Here is a 17671-nt window from a genome sequence, read left to right as displayed (position 1 = left end):
GATATTCATCTAGATCATGAAAAAAATAGCCATTATCTGTCTGTTCATTATTGCCGCCGGCTGTAAAGATTTCCTGGAAGAAGATCCCAAAGGCCAGGTGGTTGGAACCAACGCCATCGCCGACATCGCGGGTCTGGAATCCGCATTGACCGGTAGCTACAAAGGCCTGCTCCGGACCTGGGGCCGTGGCTTTCTGACATCCGCTATACAAGGCTTCGGAATGGGCGCCGACGATATTTCGACCATCTCAGGCGGTAACAAAGCCGATTTTCGCGAGATCGACCAATTCAACGTGACTTCGGCCAATCCAAGACTTTCGCAGATCTGGAGCGGCTGTTACAAAACCATCCAGGGGGCCAACAACGTCATCAATAATTACCAGAATGTTCCGGGCGACCCGGCGCGGATCAATTCCATTGTGGGCGAGGCTTATTTCCTTCGTGCATTGGGTTACTACTGGCTGGTGCGGGGTTATGGCAACATTCCGCTGATCACCACGGCCGATTTCTCGGAGGATTTGCTGACGATCGGGAAAAGTGCCCCGGCGGAAGTCTACGCGCTGATCGAAGCCGATCTGAAAAAAGCGGAGGAGCTTTTGCCGGATAAAAAGCGCGAACCGGGCCGCCCCAACAGGGGCTCTGCCAAAGCCATGCTCGCCGATGTATACCTGACCGAAGGCGGATGGCCGATCAAGGACGCTTCAAAATATGCGCTGGCAGCCACGAAGGCCAAAGAGGTGATCGACAACAAGGAGCTGTATGCATTCGATCTCGTGCCGGAACTGTCGACATTATGGTCCGGTACCCCCAGTGCGGCGGGTACAAAAGAAGAGGTGTTCGCATTCCAGGCTTCCGAGAATTTCGGCGGTTCGACCAATTCATTTTATGGGTTACCGGCAGTACCCGGTGATGAAAATGGCTGGGATGATTATCTGGCGGAGATTTCCTTCTTTAATAGGTTCCCGGCCGGTAAACGCAAGGACATCACTTTCCATACCACTTTTACCAAGCCCGACGGTACCAAAATCCCCTGGCAGCAAAGTATGTCTAAGCACCCGTATTATGCTAAATTCCGGCTGGCGGACAACACGAAGTTTACCTCGTCGATGCCCGTGCATATGATCCGTTATGCGCACGTGCTGCTCGTCTACGCGGAGGCTCAGGCGCGCACGGAGGCAGGCCCGAATGCGCTGGCATATGCGTCCGTGAACGCAGTACGCAAGCGGGCGGGCCTGGCCGATCTGAGCGGTTTGTCCAGAACCGCTTTCACCGATGCCGTGGTCGACGAGCGGGCGTGGGAATTTGCCGGTGAATGGACGCGGTGGTTCGATCTTTTACGACTGGAAAAAGTCGCTGCGGCCAATGCCAGCAAAGCGCCGGACGATCTCAAACCGATCGGTGACCTGTCGAAGATCAGTTTCTGGTACCCGGCCCCGATCGGCGACGCCAATATCAATCCGAATTTATAGTTCCGACCATTTTCCATTTATGATCAGCATTTTCAAAAAATCGATATTTCAGTTTCTCTTCATTATTTTTTCCATGCATTATGCCCTGGCCGGAAAGGGTAATGCAAATGCTGATCACGCCAAAACCTGGGAATATGCCAGCGATGACCTGGTTCTGAAATGGGACCTCGACAAAGACCGGGCCGTGCTTTCCCATCGGGTGAAAAAGTCGGTCATGTGGCAGGGAAGCCTGCTGCCCTCGTTCTGGTATAAAAATGATAAAAAGGAGACACGCTTTTCGAAGGCGGTCGCCGATGCGGTAGTGACCGACGGCGACCGCTCAACGATCTCGCTGCATTGGCCCGGATTGGGTACTGGCCGGCTGCTGATTGAAAAGAAACCCACCGGCTGGCAGTTCAGTGAGCTGGCGGCGCTCTGGGACGTTTCCACGCCTCAGATCATCGAGATGTACCTGGGGGCATCCGGCCCGTCAGGCCCCACCATGAATGGCGGTGTTCATCCGACCTGGGACCGGCCCTTCATGCCCGACTGGCAATCGTTCGGGTACTGTGTGCCCGGGGCCAAGGCCGGGACGGTTCAGAGCTACTTCCGGAGCTGGGATTTCGGACACGCCACCATTGCATTGGGTAATTTTGGGCCGTCGATGGGTACACCTTACGGGGCGGCATTTCCGAGACCGGTGCTCTTTGCCGGGATGGGCTCGGACGACGGCTGGCTGACGATCGGCGTGGGAACTGTGCCGGATGCGGCATTGTCGCTCAAAATCCAGTCGACCCTGAGCTGTATGCAGTTTCTGTACCGGGAAGACCTCTGGGGGACTCCGCGAGGCAAAAACCGGAGCTGGAAGGACCTGGTCAGATTCTCAGTCGATTCTACGGCGCGTGGCAGTTTCGAAAAATACTACGCATCTTTTCCCGAGGTAAAGAAATCGGTCGGCCCGGAAGCGCTCCGGAAGCAGACGGTCTCGATCTGGAATACGTGGGGCATGTGGCGGAACAAAAAGTATCCGATCCGCCCCATTGCCGATTTTATGGAGCAAATGCGCAACGAGGTGATGGTACTCGACGATCCCTGGGAGTCATCGCAGGGATCCGGCGTCCCCGACCTCAAAAAGTTCCCCGATTTTTACAAAGACCTGGCCTATATCCGGGGCAAAGGGGTGGAAGTGGGCGTGTGGGAAACCATCGGCTGGATCAAAGATACCGCCGCCGTGGGGCTCACGAAAAAGGACCTGATCCTGGATGTGTACGGCAAACCCTGCATGGCCAACTGGAACTTCGATCCGCAAGGTGAGTCCTATTTCTGCATGGATTTTAGTTCTGAAAAGACAAAGCAGTTTCTCTGGGACCGTACAGTCCGCATTATGAAGGAGATCAAGCCAAAGCTGATCAAGCTCGACTTCGGGTATGGTCTCCCGAGCCCGAATATGGGTGCGCCGCGCGACCCTGCATTGCGGGGCGAAAAGCACACTTTCGCATTGATGCAACAAATCGCAAAGGCAGCCAAAAGCGTCGATCCTGAAGTGGTGATCATGGGTTATGGCATCAGCCCGCTTTGGGTACCGATCACAGATCTCGTTTCACTCGACGACCAGGGGGATCTCTGGTACGATCTGCACCGGGGTCACCAGGAGTGGAGCGTTTGGGCCTCGCTATTATCGGGTTATGGAGTGGCGATCAGCGGGTCGTCCTGTTATGAATGGGCTTTGGACGACGGCATTCTGCTCAATTCCGTCATTTTAGGCTCTCCGGGGGCCGTTCTGCCCAGCGAGACGGGCGACGGGCAAAAAGTGCCCGCGGAATGGATGAACCGCCGGCTGGCCGTAAACCTCTGGCATAGACGAACCGCGCAATGGGAACCCAAATGGTACAACAGCCGTACGGGAAGCATGCAGGGGCCGCCTCAACTGCGAAACTGGGGCAGGGTAGAGCAGGGCGAGCTCACCGCCCTGGTGCTGCGGGAACCCGAAAAGGATTCCTCCCAAACCGAAAATATCCGATGGACCGGGCGCTGGGCATTGATTTCACAGGACGGGCAAGGCGTTCTGAGCACGCCTGTATTGGCTGTGATTCCATTCTCGGCAGGCCGCATTGCCATTCCATTGAAGGCCAGACCGCAACAGGTCATCCGCCGGAACGTCGGGGGCGAGGCACCTTTGCATGATTGGGAATGGAACGATGGTAAACTAGTCATTCAACTCGATGCAGACACATTTAAAGATACCGCAGGCTTTTTGGTTAAAACATTATAATGGTACCCCGCACAAAATCACTCTTGAACCTTGCATTATGGCTGTTTACCGCGTGGCAGGCAGCGGCCCAGCCTTTTGACCGGAATCTCATGGCACATTTCAGCAGGGAGGATATCGCCGGCTCACTGATCCCGCAAGAATGGTGGAAGCCTTATCCCAAAACGGTGGCGGAATGGCGTACTGCGGTACCCGACGAATCCATCCGAATGCTGATCGCCGATGGGGAAAAGCATTTGAATGCGCCGTTTGCAGCCCTGCCAGCTTCCCTGATCCTGCAATACCAGCGCAGCGGAAACCGCACGGGCTACGAAGATGTGTCATTCGCCAAACGGGAGCAACTTTTTGCATTGGTTCTGGCCGAGTCGCTGGAACGGCAGGGGCGGTTTTTACCGGACATCGTCAATGGTATCTGGTCTACTTGCGAGGAGTCTTACTGGGGCATTCCCGCGCATTTGTATATGCAAAAAGCAGGCATCGGGTTGCCCGACGTCCAGGAGCCTTCCGTCGATATTTTCGCGGTGGAAGCCTCGACGGTGCTAGGCCTGGCAGATTACTTACTGGGGGAAAAACTGGACAGCATTTCACCGTTGTTGCGCAAACGCATTTATTACGAGATCGACCGGCGCGTCCTTACGCCGATGGAGAAAACCAGTTCGGATTACTGGTACATGCAAAAAGGGACCAAAACCGCGCCCGTCAACAATTGGAACCCCTGGGTGGTGAGCTGCTGGATGGCCTCGCTGCTGCTGGTCGAAAAAGATGAGGCACGTCGTATCCGGGAATTGCAGCATGCCATGCTTACGCTGGACAATTACCTCAACTGGCTTGGCGAAGACGGTGCCATCGACGAAGGGCCGAGCTACTGGTCGGGCGCCATCGGTCGTTTATTCGACGCATTGAACGTACTCGAAAGTGCGTCCGGCGGCAAGTTGGTGATTTACGACCAGCCGCTGGTGCAAATGGCCGAATCTTACATTTACAAGGTGCATATTGCCGGTAACTATTTTATCAATACGGCAGACGCCTCGCCGACGATCGATCAGGACGGGTTGCTGCTTTATCGCATCGGCCGATCGGTGAAGGACAATGTAATGGAACAGTTTGGCAGCTGGGCCTACCATCAGCTGAATCAAAGTGAGAAGAATCCCGTACCCAAGGATTTTTCCAAAACAAGACGGATCTGGAACCTGCTCGCGATCCGCGATTGTGCGGGTCGGCAAGGCGCCGCTCCCATGCTCAGCGACGTGTGGCTGCCGGGCATCCAGCTCATGGCCGCCCGCACACCGCACGGCTTTTTTACCGCTGCCCATGGCGGCCATAATGCCGAAAGCCACAACCATAATGATGTGGGTGATTTTGTGCTTTATGCAGGAGGCGAGCCTGTCGTGATCGACGTTGGGTTTGGGACCTATACCGCCAAAACATTTTCAAAGGAACGCTACACGCTTTGGTATAATAATTCGGCTTACCATAATCTGCCGGTGATCAATGGTTTCCCGCAGGAAGCCGGAGCGCAGTATGGGGCCGGAAACGTGGTTTACAACAAACCCGCGACCAGCGCAAGCCTTGAAATGGACATTGCGGCGGCTTATCCGGCGGAAGCAGGCGTGCTGCAATGGAAACGCGCAGTGGCATTAGACAAAGTCAAAAACAGCCTGACTATCCGTGACCACTTCGAACTTAAAGACATGATCAAGCCGTTGACCCAGACCTTTATGACAGTCTGCAAGACCCGCACGGACGAACCAGGCAAAGTCATTTTTGAAGTACCGGGACAGAAACCGGTGGTGATGCAGTACGATCCGGCGTTCTGGCAGGTGAGTAAGGAGCAAATGCCGACCAATGCGCCGGACGAGAAAAGACTGGCTGAGAACTGGGGCCACAGGCCGGTTTGGCGTATTCTGCTGACGACCAAAGCCCGCAAAAGATCGGGAACGATTCAATACCAATTCAAACAGTAGCATCACTCCATTGCACCATGAACCTGACTAAATTCTTCATCACCCTTATTAATTCGTGTCACATTCGCGCATTCGTGGCCTTAAAATCCTGCATCGCCGGGTTGGTGTTCCTCTTCGGTACTGCGCAATCCGCCCAGGCTCAGAAGACGACGCCCTACCGGGATCTGACGCACGAGAGCAGGGTGTTTGGCCACAAAAAATACTACCGGCTTTACCTGCCGGCGGGTTATGAAAATTCCGGCAAACGCTACCCGGTAATCTACTTTTTTCATGGCTGGGGTGGGAGGCATTTCAAAGATGAAAGTGCAAAGCTGGAATATACCATGCTCAAAGAACTCGTCGATAAGTACCAGGCGATCATGGTGATGTGGGATGGCAATATCGATGAAAGCGAACCGCGGCCGTACAATGTCGGTAACCATGAAGACGTGAAGTTTCAGATACAGATAAAGGATTACTTTCCCGAACTGGTCAGCTACATCGATCAGACTTATCGCACGCTGACGGACCGTGACAACCGGGGTATTATCGGGTTCAGTATGGGTGGGTTTATGTCGCTGTTTCTGTCAGGTAAATATCCGGATATGGTTTGTGCGGCGGTGAGCATGATGGGGAGCCCCGAGTTTTTTGTGGGTAAGCCTGAAAGTCATACGTTATATCCGGTGCGATATACTTTTGAAAACTTGCAGGATGTAAAAATGCGCATTCACACCAGTCCGACTGACATTCTGTATTTTCTGAACCAGGAAGTGAAAGCCGGCGCGGCCTGGGAAGGGAAGGAGGTCGAATTTGAAGAATTTCCCGGTGGTCATATGGTAGATGAGGCGGGAAAAACGGAGCGGTTTGAAAAGGCAATGCAGTTTGTTTCAAGCGAGTTCGGCCAGAAACACCCGGTATCAAAGCAATGGTCGCATAGTGATGTGTACGGCAATTTCGGGCTGTGGGGATATGAAATTCAAAGTTCCAAAACGCAGTCGGGTTTTATCTACCTGAAAGACGTAACCGAAAAGGGTTTTGGGATTTATACCAAAAAATGGCTGCCGCATGGGCCGGTCGCAGAAACGGGAGAGATCAGCGTGACGACCGCGCCTATATATAAAGCGAATACCAATTATCGGTCTGCGATTTATTCGGCAAAAACCGGGAAGGTTGCGGTCGGCAATGTAAAAGCAGACGAGAAAGGCCGCATTACTTTACAATTCGACGCCAACGGCACTGAAGCAGGCATCGTTGCGGCAGATGACAAGCCCGTCTGGACGTACCTGGACTATCAGATAGCCGGAAAGCAGCGTTTCAAAAATGGACGCAACAAACTGTCGGTCCGGCTCTTCAACCGGGGAGGCGATGGGGGTGGCAATCTCCGTGTCATGATCAGTGCCCCGAATAAGGATATCGAGATCGCCGATTCGGTTGGAACGATAGCAGCCAATGCGAAAGAGAGAATCAGCGATGTCCCTGCATTTGACATTATCTGTCTTAAAAAGCCTCCTATGCACGCTGAACCTGCGGATGTGAAGCTGAAAATCACCGTGCATGATGGCGGCAATGTAACCAGCTCGGTCATTTCGGTTCCGGTGGATTTTGACCTGCCGTTTTTTACCGATATTAAAATCGATGATGGCAAAATGGTACGAAACGCCGTGTTGGGCAAGGGTAATGGTGACGGGAAAGTCAATGCCGGGGAGGATATCCTGATATATGAGGGCGAGCATCGCCTGCGCATTTACGCCGAAGATCCGGGAATCGATAACAGCAAAGAACAGTTTACCGACGAAATGATCCCTGCCCGCTGGCCCGACGGTTTTACCCAGCAATCCATTATTCACATTGCGCCGGGTACGAAAGAAATGGAATGCCTCGCCAGCTATGAAACCAAAACATTCAACCCTATCGAGCGCAAAGTTACCTGGGGGCGCGTCCGGCTCAAAGTGGAGTAGGTCCTGGGAAATGCTCAGGCGAGAATGTCTTTCACGAGCTTGCCGTGTACATCCGTAAGCCGGAAGCGTCGGCCCTGGAATTTGTAGGTCAGACGTTCGTGGTCGACGCCCATCAGGTGCATGAGCGTGGCATGAAAGTCGTGTACATGCACCGGGTCTTTGATGATATTATAGCTAAAGTCGTCTGTTTCGCCGTAACTGAAACCGGATTTCACACCTGCACCCGCCATCCACATCGTAAAACACCTCGGATGGTGGTCGCGGCCATAGTCGGTGGCCGTGAGCTTGCCCTGTGAATAAACGGTACGACCGAATTCTCCACCCCAGATCACCAGGGTATCGTCGAGCAATCCCCTTCGTTTTAAATCCATGATCAATGCGCCCGTGGCCTGGTCCGTACTTTTACATTGCTGGGCGATGGCTTTGGGTAAGCCCCCGTGCTGATCCCAACCCTGATGATAGAGCTGCACATACTTCACATCCTTTTCGAGCAGCTTACGGGCAAGCAGGCAATTGGCTGCATAGGTGCCCGGGTCCCGGCTGTCGGGGCCGTAGAGTTCGAACACATCATTAGGCTCGTCGGAGGTATCCATTACCTCGGGCACGGAAGTCTGCATCCGGAAGGCCATTTCGTATTGCGCAATGCGGTTGTTGACCTCCGGATCACCATACGCGTCGTTTTGCAGTTGATTGAGCCTGGACAAATAATCGAGCATTTCCTTGCGGTCGTGGCCATCGTACCCTTCCGGATTGTTGAGATACAATACCGGATCTTTGCCCGAACGGAACTGCACACCCTGGTGCCTCGATTCGAGAAACCCGTTGCCCCACAAACGCGCATAAAGCGGTTGATCCTTCGGTGCATTTTTAGAAACCAGCACAATGAAGGTAGGCAGGTTATTGTTGTCCGTCCCCAGTCCGTAGCTCACCCAGGAACCGATGGACGGCCGACCTGGCAACTGATTGCCAGTTTGGAAAAAAGTAATGGCCGGATCGTGGTTGATGGCCTCGGAATAGATCGACTTGACAATGCAAAGGTCATCGACGACTTTGGCGGTGTACGGCAGCAGCTCGCTTACCCAGGTTTTGGTCTTCCCGTGCTGACTAAAATTGTAAATCGATGGCACCATGGGCAAGGCACTCTGGCTAGCGCTCATTCCCGTAAGGCGTTGTCCCTGCCGCACCGAGTCGGGCAGGTTTTGGCCGGCCATATTCACCAGCTTGGGTTTATAATCGAACGTCTCGAACTGCGACGGCCCGCCCGCCATAAACAGGTAAACGATCCGCTTGGCCTTGGGCGCGATATGCGGCAGTGCTTTCAGAATATCGGCTTCCAGGTCTCCGGAGGTCACGGCCGCCTGGCGAGTGGCGGAGCCATACAGGCGGTCGATGCCGAAAAGAGAACCGACGGCCAACGCACCGAGCCCCAGCGATGTTTGTGTTAAAAACCGCCGGCGGTCTAGTTTGCGGTGCAGCTCGTTGAACTCCGGCGTATGGAGCCTGAACTCGTCGTCATCGTGATGGTGCATCTTATCTTTTGGTTAAGCTTGCGTCGGAATTGAGAATAGTACTCGCTATCACGCTATTAGCGGCCAGTAATGCCGGGTCGAGCGTTTTGTCGGTCTTAAACTGTCCGGTTTGCAGCCAGCCAACAGTTTTTTTCGGGTTTTTCCTGAATTTTTCGACCTCGGTCTGCTGCATGGTGAGCAAGAGTTCTACTTCCTTCACAGGTGGTTTTCTGCCGGTGAGCTTGCGGTAGGCCGTGGTGATGGCCGCCCGGTTGTCGGTACTGCGGCACATGGATTCGCCCATTACTTTCATGGCTTCCACAAACGTCGGGTCGTTGAGTGTGACCAATGCCTGCAAGGGCGTGTTGGTCTTCTGCCTCCTGACCACGCAGAAACTCCTCGAAGTCGCGTCGAATGTCGAGAGTGTCGGGTTGGGCACCGAACGCTTGACGATCACATAGAGGCTTCTGCGGTATACGGCGTCGCCGGAATCCGGGGTGTAGCTGGTGTTGTTGATCGACCACAGCCCTTCCGGCTGGTAAGGCTTCACGCTCCCACCGCCGATTTTGGTATTGAGCAGTCCGCTGGCCATCAATGCATTATCGCGGATCATTTCGGCGGTCATCCGGTTTGCGGGGCCGTGCGCGTAGAGCCGGTTCTCAGGATCACGCTCGCGGACCTCCCTGCTCGTGCGCGAGTCCTGACGATAGGTGGCCGACATGACGATGAGCTTGTTCAGTTTTTTTACGTCCCATCCCGATTCGCGAAAGGTGACGGCCAGCCAGTCGAGCAATTCGGGATGGCTCGGCAGCTCGCCCTGGTTGCCAAAATCCTCGGTGGTTTTGACGAGCCCTGTACCGAAGAAGTTCTGCCAGTACCGGTTCACAGCCACGCGTGCGGTGAGCGGGTGGTCGGGATGGGTAAGCCATTGCGCCAGACCGTACCGGTTTTTGGGAAGGGTTTTCGGGAATGCAAGGATCGAGCTCGGCGTCGACGGGAATACCTTTTCGCCCGGTGCGTCGTAGTTGCCGCGCAGCAGTACGTGGGCCTGCTTGGGTTTGGGCATTTCCTGCATCACCATCAGCTCACGGATATGCTCCGTAGAATCGGCAAGCTGCTTGCGGGCGATCTGCAGAGCGTGCCGTGCTTTCATAACAGCCGGATCGACTGCGGATAGATAATAACTTCTGAGAATGCCTTTTTCAGCCGGTGTCAATTGGGTCGCTTTTTTGGAGGCGATCTGAGACCACACTGCGTTGCGCGTAAGGACAGCGGTTTCAAATGGTGTTAGTTCCCGGTTGTAGACTACAATATCATCCACCAACGCATTTTTCAAGCCAAAACCACGCCACCAGGCGCCGATTTGCAGGCCTGGCTGTACCGCTGATCTGAAAAGAATATCCTTCGTGAGCTGGTCCATGGTCGTTTCCATTTCTGCTTCTTTTCCATTGACATACAATTTCAGACCTGCTGCTTTCGATGAGCCGTCATATGTGATAGTGAGCTGTACCCATTGATTCTTCGGGATCGGCAGTTTACTGACTCTCGTAATGGCGTCCGAAGGTGCGGTGTGGGCCATGTTCAGTTCCAGACGGTCGTTTTTCAGGTATAAATGATAGCCTCGGAAATTGTAGAGCCGCTCTGCCTGGCTTTTGTGCAGGATTACACCTTCTTTCAACTCCTTCGGAATGTTGACCCGGATACCCACGCTGAACGGCTCGGATTTGCGAAAAACACCATTTTGACCCAGGTCCAGGAAAACGTCGCCGTCCAGTTGCAGTGCTTTGCCACCAGGGTGGGCAGCGAATACCGGTTCACCCCCTGGCTGTCCCGACTCTCTTTTCATCACACCCGATTCTTTCACGTTCGCTGTGTTGCGTAAAGAGCCGTTATCGAATGTATACCAGGCCTGTAACCCGGCTTTGGGCAGCGTTTCTCCGGCAAGGTTCTGGTAGCTATGGGTTTGCAGCCATTTTTGAAAGCCGGCTTCCGCATTGCGTTGGTCGGCTGAGAGCTGTTGTTCTTCCGTTTTTATTTTGGATTGAATAAAAAGGAGGGTTTTTTCCTGTGCTTCGCTTGGCAAAAGCATGGTCGGCGTGGGCAATGCGTCGTCCCAGGAAATCTGGCCGGCTTCCTTTACATTGTTGAAAAAACTGAATAGTTCGTAATAGTTCTTTTGCGAGATAGGGTCGTACTTATGGTCGTGGCATTTAGCACAACCCACCGAAAGGCCCATGAACGCATCGCCGAATGTATTGGTACGGTCTACCACATATTCGGTCTGAAATTCTTCCTCTATCACGCCTCCTTCCATATTCTGCTGGTGGTTGCGGTTAAAGGCCGTGGCAATACGCATTTCCTTGGTCGGATGGGGCATCAGGTCCCCTGCCAGCTGCCATTGAACAAACTGGTCATAATGCATATTCCTATTGAATGCCTGGATCACCCAGTCGCGGTAAGGCGACATGTCCCGAAGCCGGTCGACGGTATAGCCATGCGAATCCGCGAAACGTGCGAGGTCCAGCCAGTCTACTGCCATTTTTTCTCCGTAATGCGGTGAGGCAAGGAGGCGATCTACCTGTTTCTCGTAAGCATTAGCTGCATTGTCTTTCAGGAAGTTGTCGGTTTCGGCCAGGGTCGGCGGCAGGCCGGTCAGGTCCAGGGAAAGGCGACGGAGCAGCATTTCTTTGTCAGCCTGAGCGGATGGGCGCAGTTTTTCTTCTTCCAGTTTTTTAAATATGAAATGATCGATGGGATTGACAGCCAGGTCATCGTGCCCGGTGTCCGGAACTTCCGGTTGCTCTGGTTTCACGAATGCCCAGTGTGGTTTGTATTCCGCACCGTCTTCGATCCACCTGATCAGAATCGCTTTTTCACGGGCGGTTAATGACAGATGCGACTCGGGCGTAGGCATCATGTACTCGGGATCGGCGGAGATGATGCGGTGAAAAAACTCGCTGTCTGCGAGGTCGCCGGGATCAATGGCATTCCGGCCCGAGTTTTTCGAAACTTTCTGAAAGGCGGATTCAGCCATATCCAGCCGGAGACCACCTTTTTGCTTGGCCTTATCCGGGCCATGGCAGGCAAAACATTTGTCGGAAAGCACCGGTTTGACATGTTGGTTATAATCCAGCTTGTCAGGCAGCTCTTTCATAGCAACCTCCACATCTTCGGGCAGTTCGGGAGAACAGGAGATACAATACCCGGCGATCAACACCCACAGAAAGAAAACTTTAACATGTTTCATACAACCTGTAAAGTTCGCCCTGGTGAAAATATAATTTACCAAGTATTAAAAATACTATAAAAAGCCCGGAAGTAGGTCTGTGAGGAAGTTTTAAATAAGGTAGGAGGGGAATAGAATACAGCGGTATGTAATTCTACCGCTGCATGATAAGTGCTTCGTTGGCCCGAAGCGACATACGGATGTCCTCGATCTCGTGGTGGTTAAGCCAGCGAAGGAAGTCCAGTGCGTGCTCAGGTTGGAAGTGGATAATGGCACCAGTCGTTAGCATAAGCGTAAATGTGCCGTAAGTCTGCAAAAACTTACGGATTTCCGTGGGTTCATATTCGAATCCGGCGAAGTAAGATTTAGTGAAAGTCATATTGGCGTAAATTAACTTATGGCGCTTAAATTTAGTATATCGGGGATCGGGCAGAGAATTTATTGAGTGATGTTTTGGAATTACTTATTTAACGGTTTTAAAACTTATTGTAAGGTGATAATGCTTAGTAGTCTCTACAATTTGCGGAAACGTGGGAAGGAATCCGGGCACTGGCCTGCCTGCTGTAAAATTATCGCGGCGGTACAGGCCCGATAGTTGTCATTATTTCTATATTTGAGTGTGGCGATCCGGATAAACCGGTCCGCATTACATTTATTCCATTAACCTAAATACATCAACAACATGCGCTGGCAGGATTTACGCAGAAGCAGCAACGTTGAAGACCGTCGTGGAATGTCGGGCGGTGGTAAAGTTGCGCTGGGAGGCATCGGGGTGATTATCGTAGTTGCCATCGGACTGCTCACAGGGCAGGATCCGCAGGAGATACTGTCCAATATCCAGGGAGCCCAGACCGAACAGGCGGAAACGCGACCTCCGGGACCGCGTCCGGATGATAAAACCGCCGAGTTCGTTTCAGCCGTTTTGGGGAGTACCGAAGATGTCTGGTCACAGATTTATACGCAAAATGACGCCCAGTACGAAAAGCCGGTGCTGCAAATGTTCGAAAACAGCACGCAAAGTGCCTGCGGCGGCGCATCCTCGGCAATGGGCCCTTTTTACTGCCCTGCCGACCACAAAGTGTATATCGATCTTTCGTTTTGTGATGAACTCCGTGACCGCTTCAATGCGCCCGGGGAATTTGCTGTTGCATATGTGGTGGCGCATGAGGTGGGACATCATGTGCAAAATCTGATGGGCATTTCCAGGCAGGTGCAGGAGCAGCGCGGCAGACTGAGCGAGGCAGAATATAACAAGTTGTCGGTGAAGCTGGAACTGCAGGCCGACTTTCTGGCCGGTGTGTGGGCCAATCATGCCAATCAGATGAACAAAATCCTGGAACCCGGCGACCTGGAGGCGGCATTGAAGGCCGCGAATGCGATCGGGGATGATAAACTGCAAAAAGAATCGCAGGGTTATGTGGTACCCGATGCATTTACGCACGGCAGTTCCCAGCAAAGAATGTACTGGTTCAAGAAAGGTTTCGAAACCGGTGACCTGAACCAGGGCAGGTTCGACGACATTCGCTAACGCCCGGCTGGCCGCCTAGTCGCTGTTCTCGTCCTTGATGCCTTTCAATAAAGCATAAATGGCCATGGCATGTCCCTGGCCGAGGTCGAAGTCGGTTTTCAGCCATTGAACGATGTCGCCGGCTTTGGTGGTAGCGGTCAATGTGCCGTTTTGTGTAAATCCTTTCTCTTCGGCGATTTTTCGGAAGTCGTCTGGATCTTTTCCTGTTTTGGATTTGATGGTTTTGAGGTATCCCTGAAATGACATGGTTGTTTGGTTTGTGGTTTAGGATCCCAAAATAGACGGGATATTCGTCCATTCAAAATCCGCGTGAATATTTACAAGTTGAGGGCCAACGGACCGGCACCGCTTTTCTCCTTATTTGTCCCTGAAAATCAGTCTATTTTTTGCCGATTCGTCGAGGCTGTAACCGAAACCGTCGATTTTGTCATCGAATCGCAAGTAAACGGCAGTATACGTACCATTTTTTCGCCTTTAAAGAATATTTAATCTTTAAATTTTCCAAAAAATGGCGCAATCGATACGAAGTTGCTTATCGGTCTTGTTGGCCGTGCTTTTCTGTGCTTACGAGGCTGTCGGTCAGGACCGCCGGGTTAAGGGAAAAGTAGTGGACGAGTCCAATGCAGGCCTGCCGGGCGTTAGCATCCTGGTGAAGGGTACCAACAATGGTACGAATACCGACGTCGACGGAAATTTCACGCTCTCTGTGCCGGCGGGGAGCCATACGCTGACGGCGTCGTCGATCGGGCATGTGACGCAGGATGTGCAGGTGTCTGCGGGCATGACGGAAGTGAACATCAAACTCAAAGCCGATGTGAAAAGCCTGGGTGAGGTGGTGGTGACGGCGCTTGGGGTGCAGCGGAGCACGCGAAATGTGGGCTATGCGGTTCAGCAAATCGACGGGGGTGGTATACAGGAAGCACGTGAGGTAAACTATATCAATTCGCTTCAGGGAAAACTGGCAGGTGTTCAGATCGGCGGGAACAGCGGATCGATGGGCGGTTCGTCGAGGGTGACGATCCGTGGTCTGAAATCCATCTCGGGTAACAACAACGCCTTGTTTATCGTGGATGGCGTGCCCATGGCCAACATGAACCTGAACTCCTACGGCGTGACCGGCGGGCAGGGCACCGGTGGTGGCGGTTACGATTACGGTAATCCGGCGCAGCTCCTGAACCCCAATGACGTAGAAAACATATCGGTGCTGAAAGGTGCCGCGGCGACTGCACTGTACGGTAGCAGAGGACAGAACGGGGTCATTTACATTACCACTAAATCGGGCAAAGGCTCAGGTAAGCTTTCACTCAACTATGATCTGAACATCCAGGCCGACCAGGTTTCGTTGTTGCCCAAATTTCAGAATCTCTATGGCGGGGGAGGCAGTTCGAATTTTACCAAACTATACGTCAATCAGAACCCTACGGGATTTTTGCCGGGTGGAGGGACCTACGACGATAACGATGGGAAGGGGAAGTACGACCTCATTCCGGACTACGGGACCGATGAGTCGTGGGGCCCCAAGATGGAGGGCCAGCTGGTGCGGCACTACTGGTCCTGGGACCAGGACCGCAATAATCCGAATTTTGGGAAAACCGCGCCATGGAGCCCCCATCCCGACAATGCGAAGGATTTTTTCAAAACCGGTGTAACATTCTCAAATAACCTTTCGGTGGCCAGCAGCGGCGATAATGGCTCGATCCGTTTCTCGGTGGGGCAGACCAAGCAGAATTTCATTTATCCGGGAAGCAATCTCAACCGCTTTTTTATCAGCCTGAACACGGTTTACAAATTCAATGACAAGTTTACATTCAGCGGCGGGATCAATTACATCAATGACCACTCCAAAGGCCGGCCGGGGACCGGTTTCTTCGGGAACAACCCGATGCTGTTCTATGTGATGTTCGGGCAGCGGCAGATCGACGATGCTTATCTGAAAGAATACAAATATGCGGACGGTACCGAGCAATCGTGGAACCGCACGGCGTGGAATATCCAGAAACCGGCATTTACCCAGAATCCCTACTGGAACCAATACGAGAACTACAATACCGACCGGAACAACCGTTATTTCGGCAATGCAGGGCTGACTTACAAAATTACCGACTGGCTCTCGGCGGATGTACGCGTCTTTTCGGACTATCTGAACCACCTCGATGAAGTGCGCAGTGCCAAAGGGTTCTTTGTTGGGTCCTATGCGAAACGCGCAGTGATCAATAATGAGAACAATTACCAGGGAACGCTGAATATCAACAAGGCATTCGGTGATTCGAAACTCACCCTTGAAGCGGTGGCTGGTGGCAACATCCTGAGCATCAAATCGAGCATCGACGCAGGTACCACCAATGGCGGCCTTCAAAACCCGATGGTGTATGTGTTACAGAATTCTGTGACACCTGCGACGGTTTCGAATTCCTACGGAAACAAGCAGATCAACTCCGTTTTTGGATCGGTCACGCTGGGGTACAACAAATTTCTTTACCTGACCGCCACTGGCAGGAACGACTGGGCATCGACCCTGAAACAGACCGGAAACTATTCGTATTTCTACCCTTCTGTGGCAGGGTCATTCATCTTCTCGGACCTGATCGCCAAAACCAACTGGCTGACGCTGGGCAAGGCGCGGCTATCCTATGCGCGGGTGGGGAATGACGCGGACCCGTATTCGGTCTCGCGTTACTATGACTACGTGGCGCCATTTGATACCTACCCGTTGCAGAGCACCGCGGATAAGCTTTTCAATGGCAGGCTTAAACCCGAATTGTCTTCGGAAACAGAAGGGGGCGTTGATTTCAAGTTTTTCAATGACCGGCTGGGCGCAAACTTTACTTACTATAACCGCAAGACCAAAAATCAGATCTGGAATGTACAGATCCCGTCGGAAAGCGGTTTTACGACCAAAGTGGTGAATGGAGGAACAGTACAGAACAAGGGTATTGAGCTGACGCTTTCCGCGACCCCGGTCATGACGACTAATTTCAGCTGGCGGGTTGGGCTTAATTTTTCCAAAAACAAAAATAAGGTCCTGAACCTGAACACCACAGGCGACAATATCAACGGCATCGAGCGGTTTATCATCGGTACCGAACGCCGGACCAACAAGGTGTCGATGGTAGCTCAGAAAGGCATGTCGCTAGGTACGATGCTGGGCACCGATTATGTATACGATGCAAAGGGTAATAAAACAGTAGCCGACAATGGTACCTATAATGTGACCCCAACCCCTGTCATCATCGGCGATGCCAACCCGGATTTTATAGGTGGCTTGTCTAATATGCTGAGTTACAAAAATTTTTATCTGTCGGTGCTGGTGGATTTCCAGAAAGGCGGTGATTTCTTTTCTTACACCAATCTGTATGGCAACAAATCGGGTATGCTCAAAGAAACCGCCGAAAACGGTATCCGTGAAAACGGTGTGATCAATCCTGGGGTGAAGTCGGACGGGCTGCCAAACGATATCGAAGTTCCTGCGCGGACGCATTTCAATGCCGATGGCGGTAACCGGATCAGTAAGGCCAATCTGTATGATGGCAGCTTCATTTATCTGCGGGAAGTCAGGCTGGGCTGGTATCTGCCTGAAAGCTGGGCGCAGAAGATCCGCATGCAGGCGTTGCGGTTAACCCTGACCGGCCGGAATCTCTGGCTCATTAAAAGCAACGCCCCTAATGTCGATCCGGCGAACATCACAAACTCCATCAGCAACCAGATCGGCTTCGAAGGGGGAGCGCTGCCAGCGGTGCGCAGCTATGGTGTCAACCTCAATCTCACTTTCTGATCCGGCTTAAAAATCAATCC

Annotated in this window: 10 protein-coding genes; 6 read left to right on the top strand and 4 right to left on the bottom strand. The window is 52.8% G+C overall.

Translation table 11 applies throughout. The features are described from left to right. Positions 1-16: 16 nt before the first annotated feature. The 4 genes from BP71_RS19825 to BP71_RS19810 are packed head-to-tail and all read left to right on the top strand — an operon-like array spanning position 17 to position 7617. Positions 17-1468, top strand: coding sequence for a RagB/SusD family nutrient uptake outer membrane protein (locus BP71_RS19825; RefSeq protein ID WP_496382371.1), 1452 nt, complete (start codon positions 17-19; stop codon positions 1466-1468). Positions 1469-1487: 19 nt separating this feature from the next. Further along, the gene (locus tag BP71_RS19820) at positions 1488-3719 is read left to right on the top strand and encodes an alpha-amylase family protein (protein ID WP_496382369.1); all 2232 of its coding nucleotides are present in this window, start codon (positions 1488-1490) and stop codon (positions 3717-3719) included. Continuing rightward, positions 3719-5680, top strand: coding sequence for a heparinase II/III domain-containing protein (locus tag BP71_RS19815; RefSeq protein WP_496382367.1), 1962 nt, complete (start codon positions 3719-3721; stop codon positions 5678-5680). Before BP71_RS19820 ends, BP71_RS19815 begins: the two co-directional genes overlap by 1 nt. A 17-nt stretch (positions 5681-5697) precedes the next feature. Continuing rightward, positions 5698-7617, top strand: a complete 1920-nt coding sequence (locus BP71_RS19810) for an alpha/beta hydrolase (protein WP_496382365.1) — start codon at positions 5698-5700, stop codon at positions 7615-7617. A gap of 14 nt (positions 7618-7631) precedes the next feature. On the opposite strand, the gene BP71_RS19805 is transcribed toward BP71_RS19810, so the two are convergent. The 3 genes from BP71_RS19805 to BP71_RS19795 form a co-directional block, all read right to left on the bottom strand. Next, on the bottom strand, positions 7632-9146 hold the full coding sequence (locus tag BP71_RS19805; RefSeq protein WP_496382363.1) for a DUF1501 domain-containing protein: 1515 nt from the start codon (positions 9144-9146) through the stop codon (positions 7632-7634). A gap of 1 nt (position 9147) precedes the next feature. After that, entirely contained in the window at positions 9148-12372 is a 3225-nt protein-coding gene (locus BP71_RS19800; RefSeq protein WP_496382361.1) for a DUF1553 domain-containing protein, read from the bottom strand. 133 nt (positions 12373-12505) lie between these two features. Continuing rightward, positions 12506-12730: a hypothetical protein gene (locus BP71_RS19795; RefSeq protein WP_496382359.1), complete on the bottom strand. Its 225-nt coding sequence runs from the start codon at positions 12728-12730 to the stop codon at positions 12506-12508. A gap of 303 nt (positions 12731-13033) precedes the next feature. Here BP71_RS19795 and ypfJ point away from each other — a divergent pair, with 303 nt between their 5' ends. Continuing rightward, complete coding sequence (gene ypfJ / locus BP71_RS19790) at positions 13034-13879, top strand: KPN_02809 family neutral zinc metallopeptidase (RefSeq protein ID WP_496382357.1); 846 nt, start codon at positions 13034-13036, stop codon at positions 13877-13879. 15 nt (positions 13880-13894) lie between these two features. Here the strand turns inward: ypfJ and BP71_RS19785 are convergent, their stop codons facing one another. Beyond that, entirely contained in the window at positions 13895-14125 is a 231-nt protein-coding gene (locus tag BP71_RS19785) for a DUF4287 domain-containing protein (RefSeq protein ID WP_496382355.1), read from the bottom strand. Positions 14126-14387: 262 nt separating this feature from the next. On the opposite strand from BP71_RS19785, the gene BP71_RS19780 reads away from it, so the two are divergent. Then, the gene (locus BP71_RS19780) at positions 14388-17651 is read left to right on the top strand and encodes a SusC/RagA family TonB-linked outer membrane protein (RefSeq protein ID WP_496382353.1); all 3264 of its coding nucleotides are present in this window, start codon (positions 14388-14390) and stop codon (positions 17649-17651) included. Positions 17652-17671 lie beyond the last annotated feature (20 nt).

The organism is Dyadobacter ginsengisoli DSM 21015 (assembly GCF_059568735.1).
Note: the sequence above shows the minus strand (reverse complement) of the source record. Positions and strands in the feature narration are given on the sequence as shown.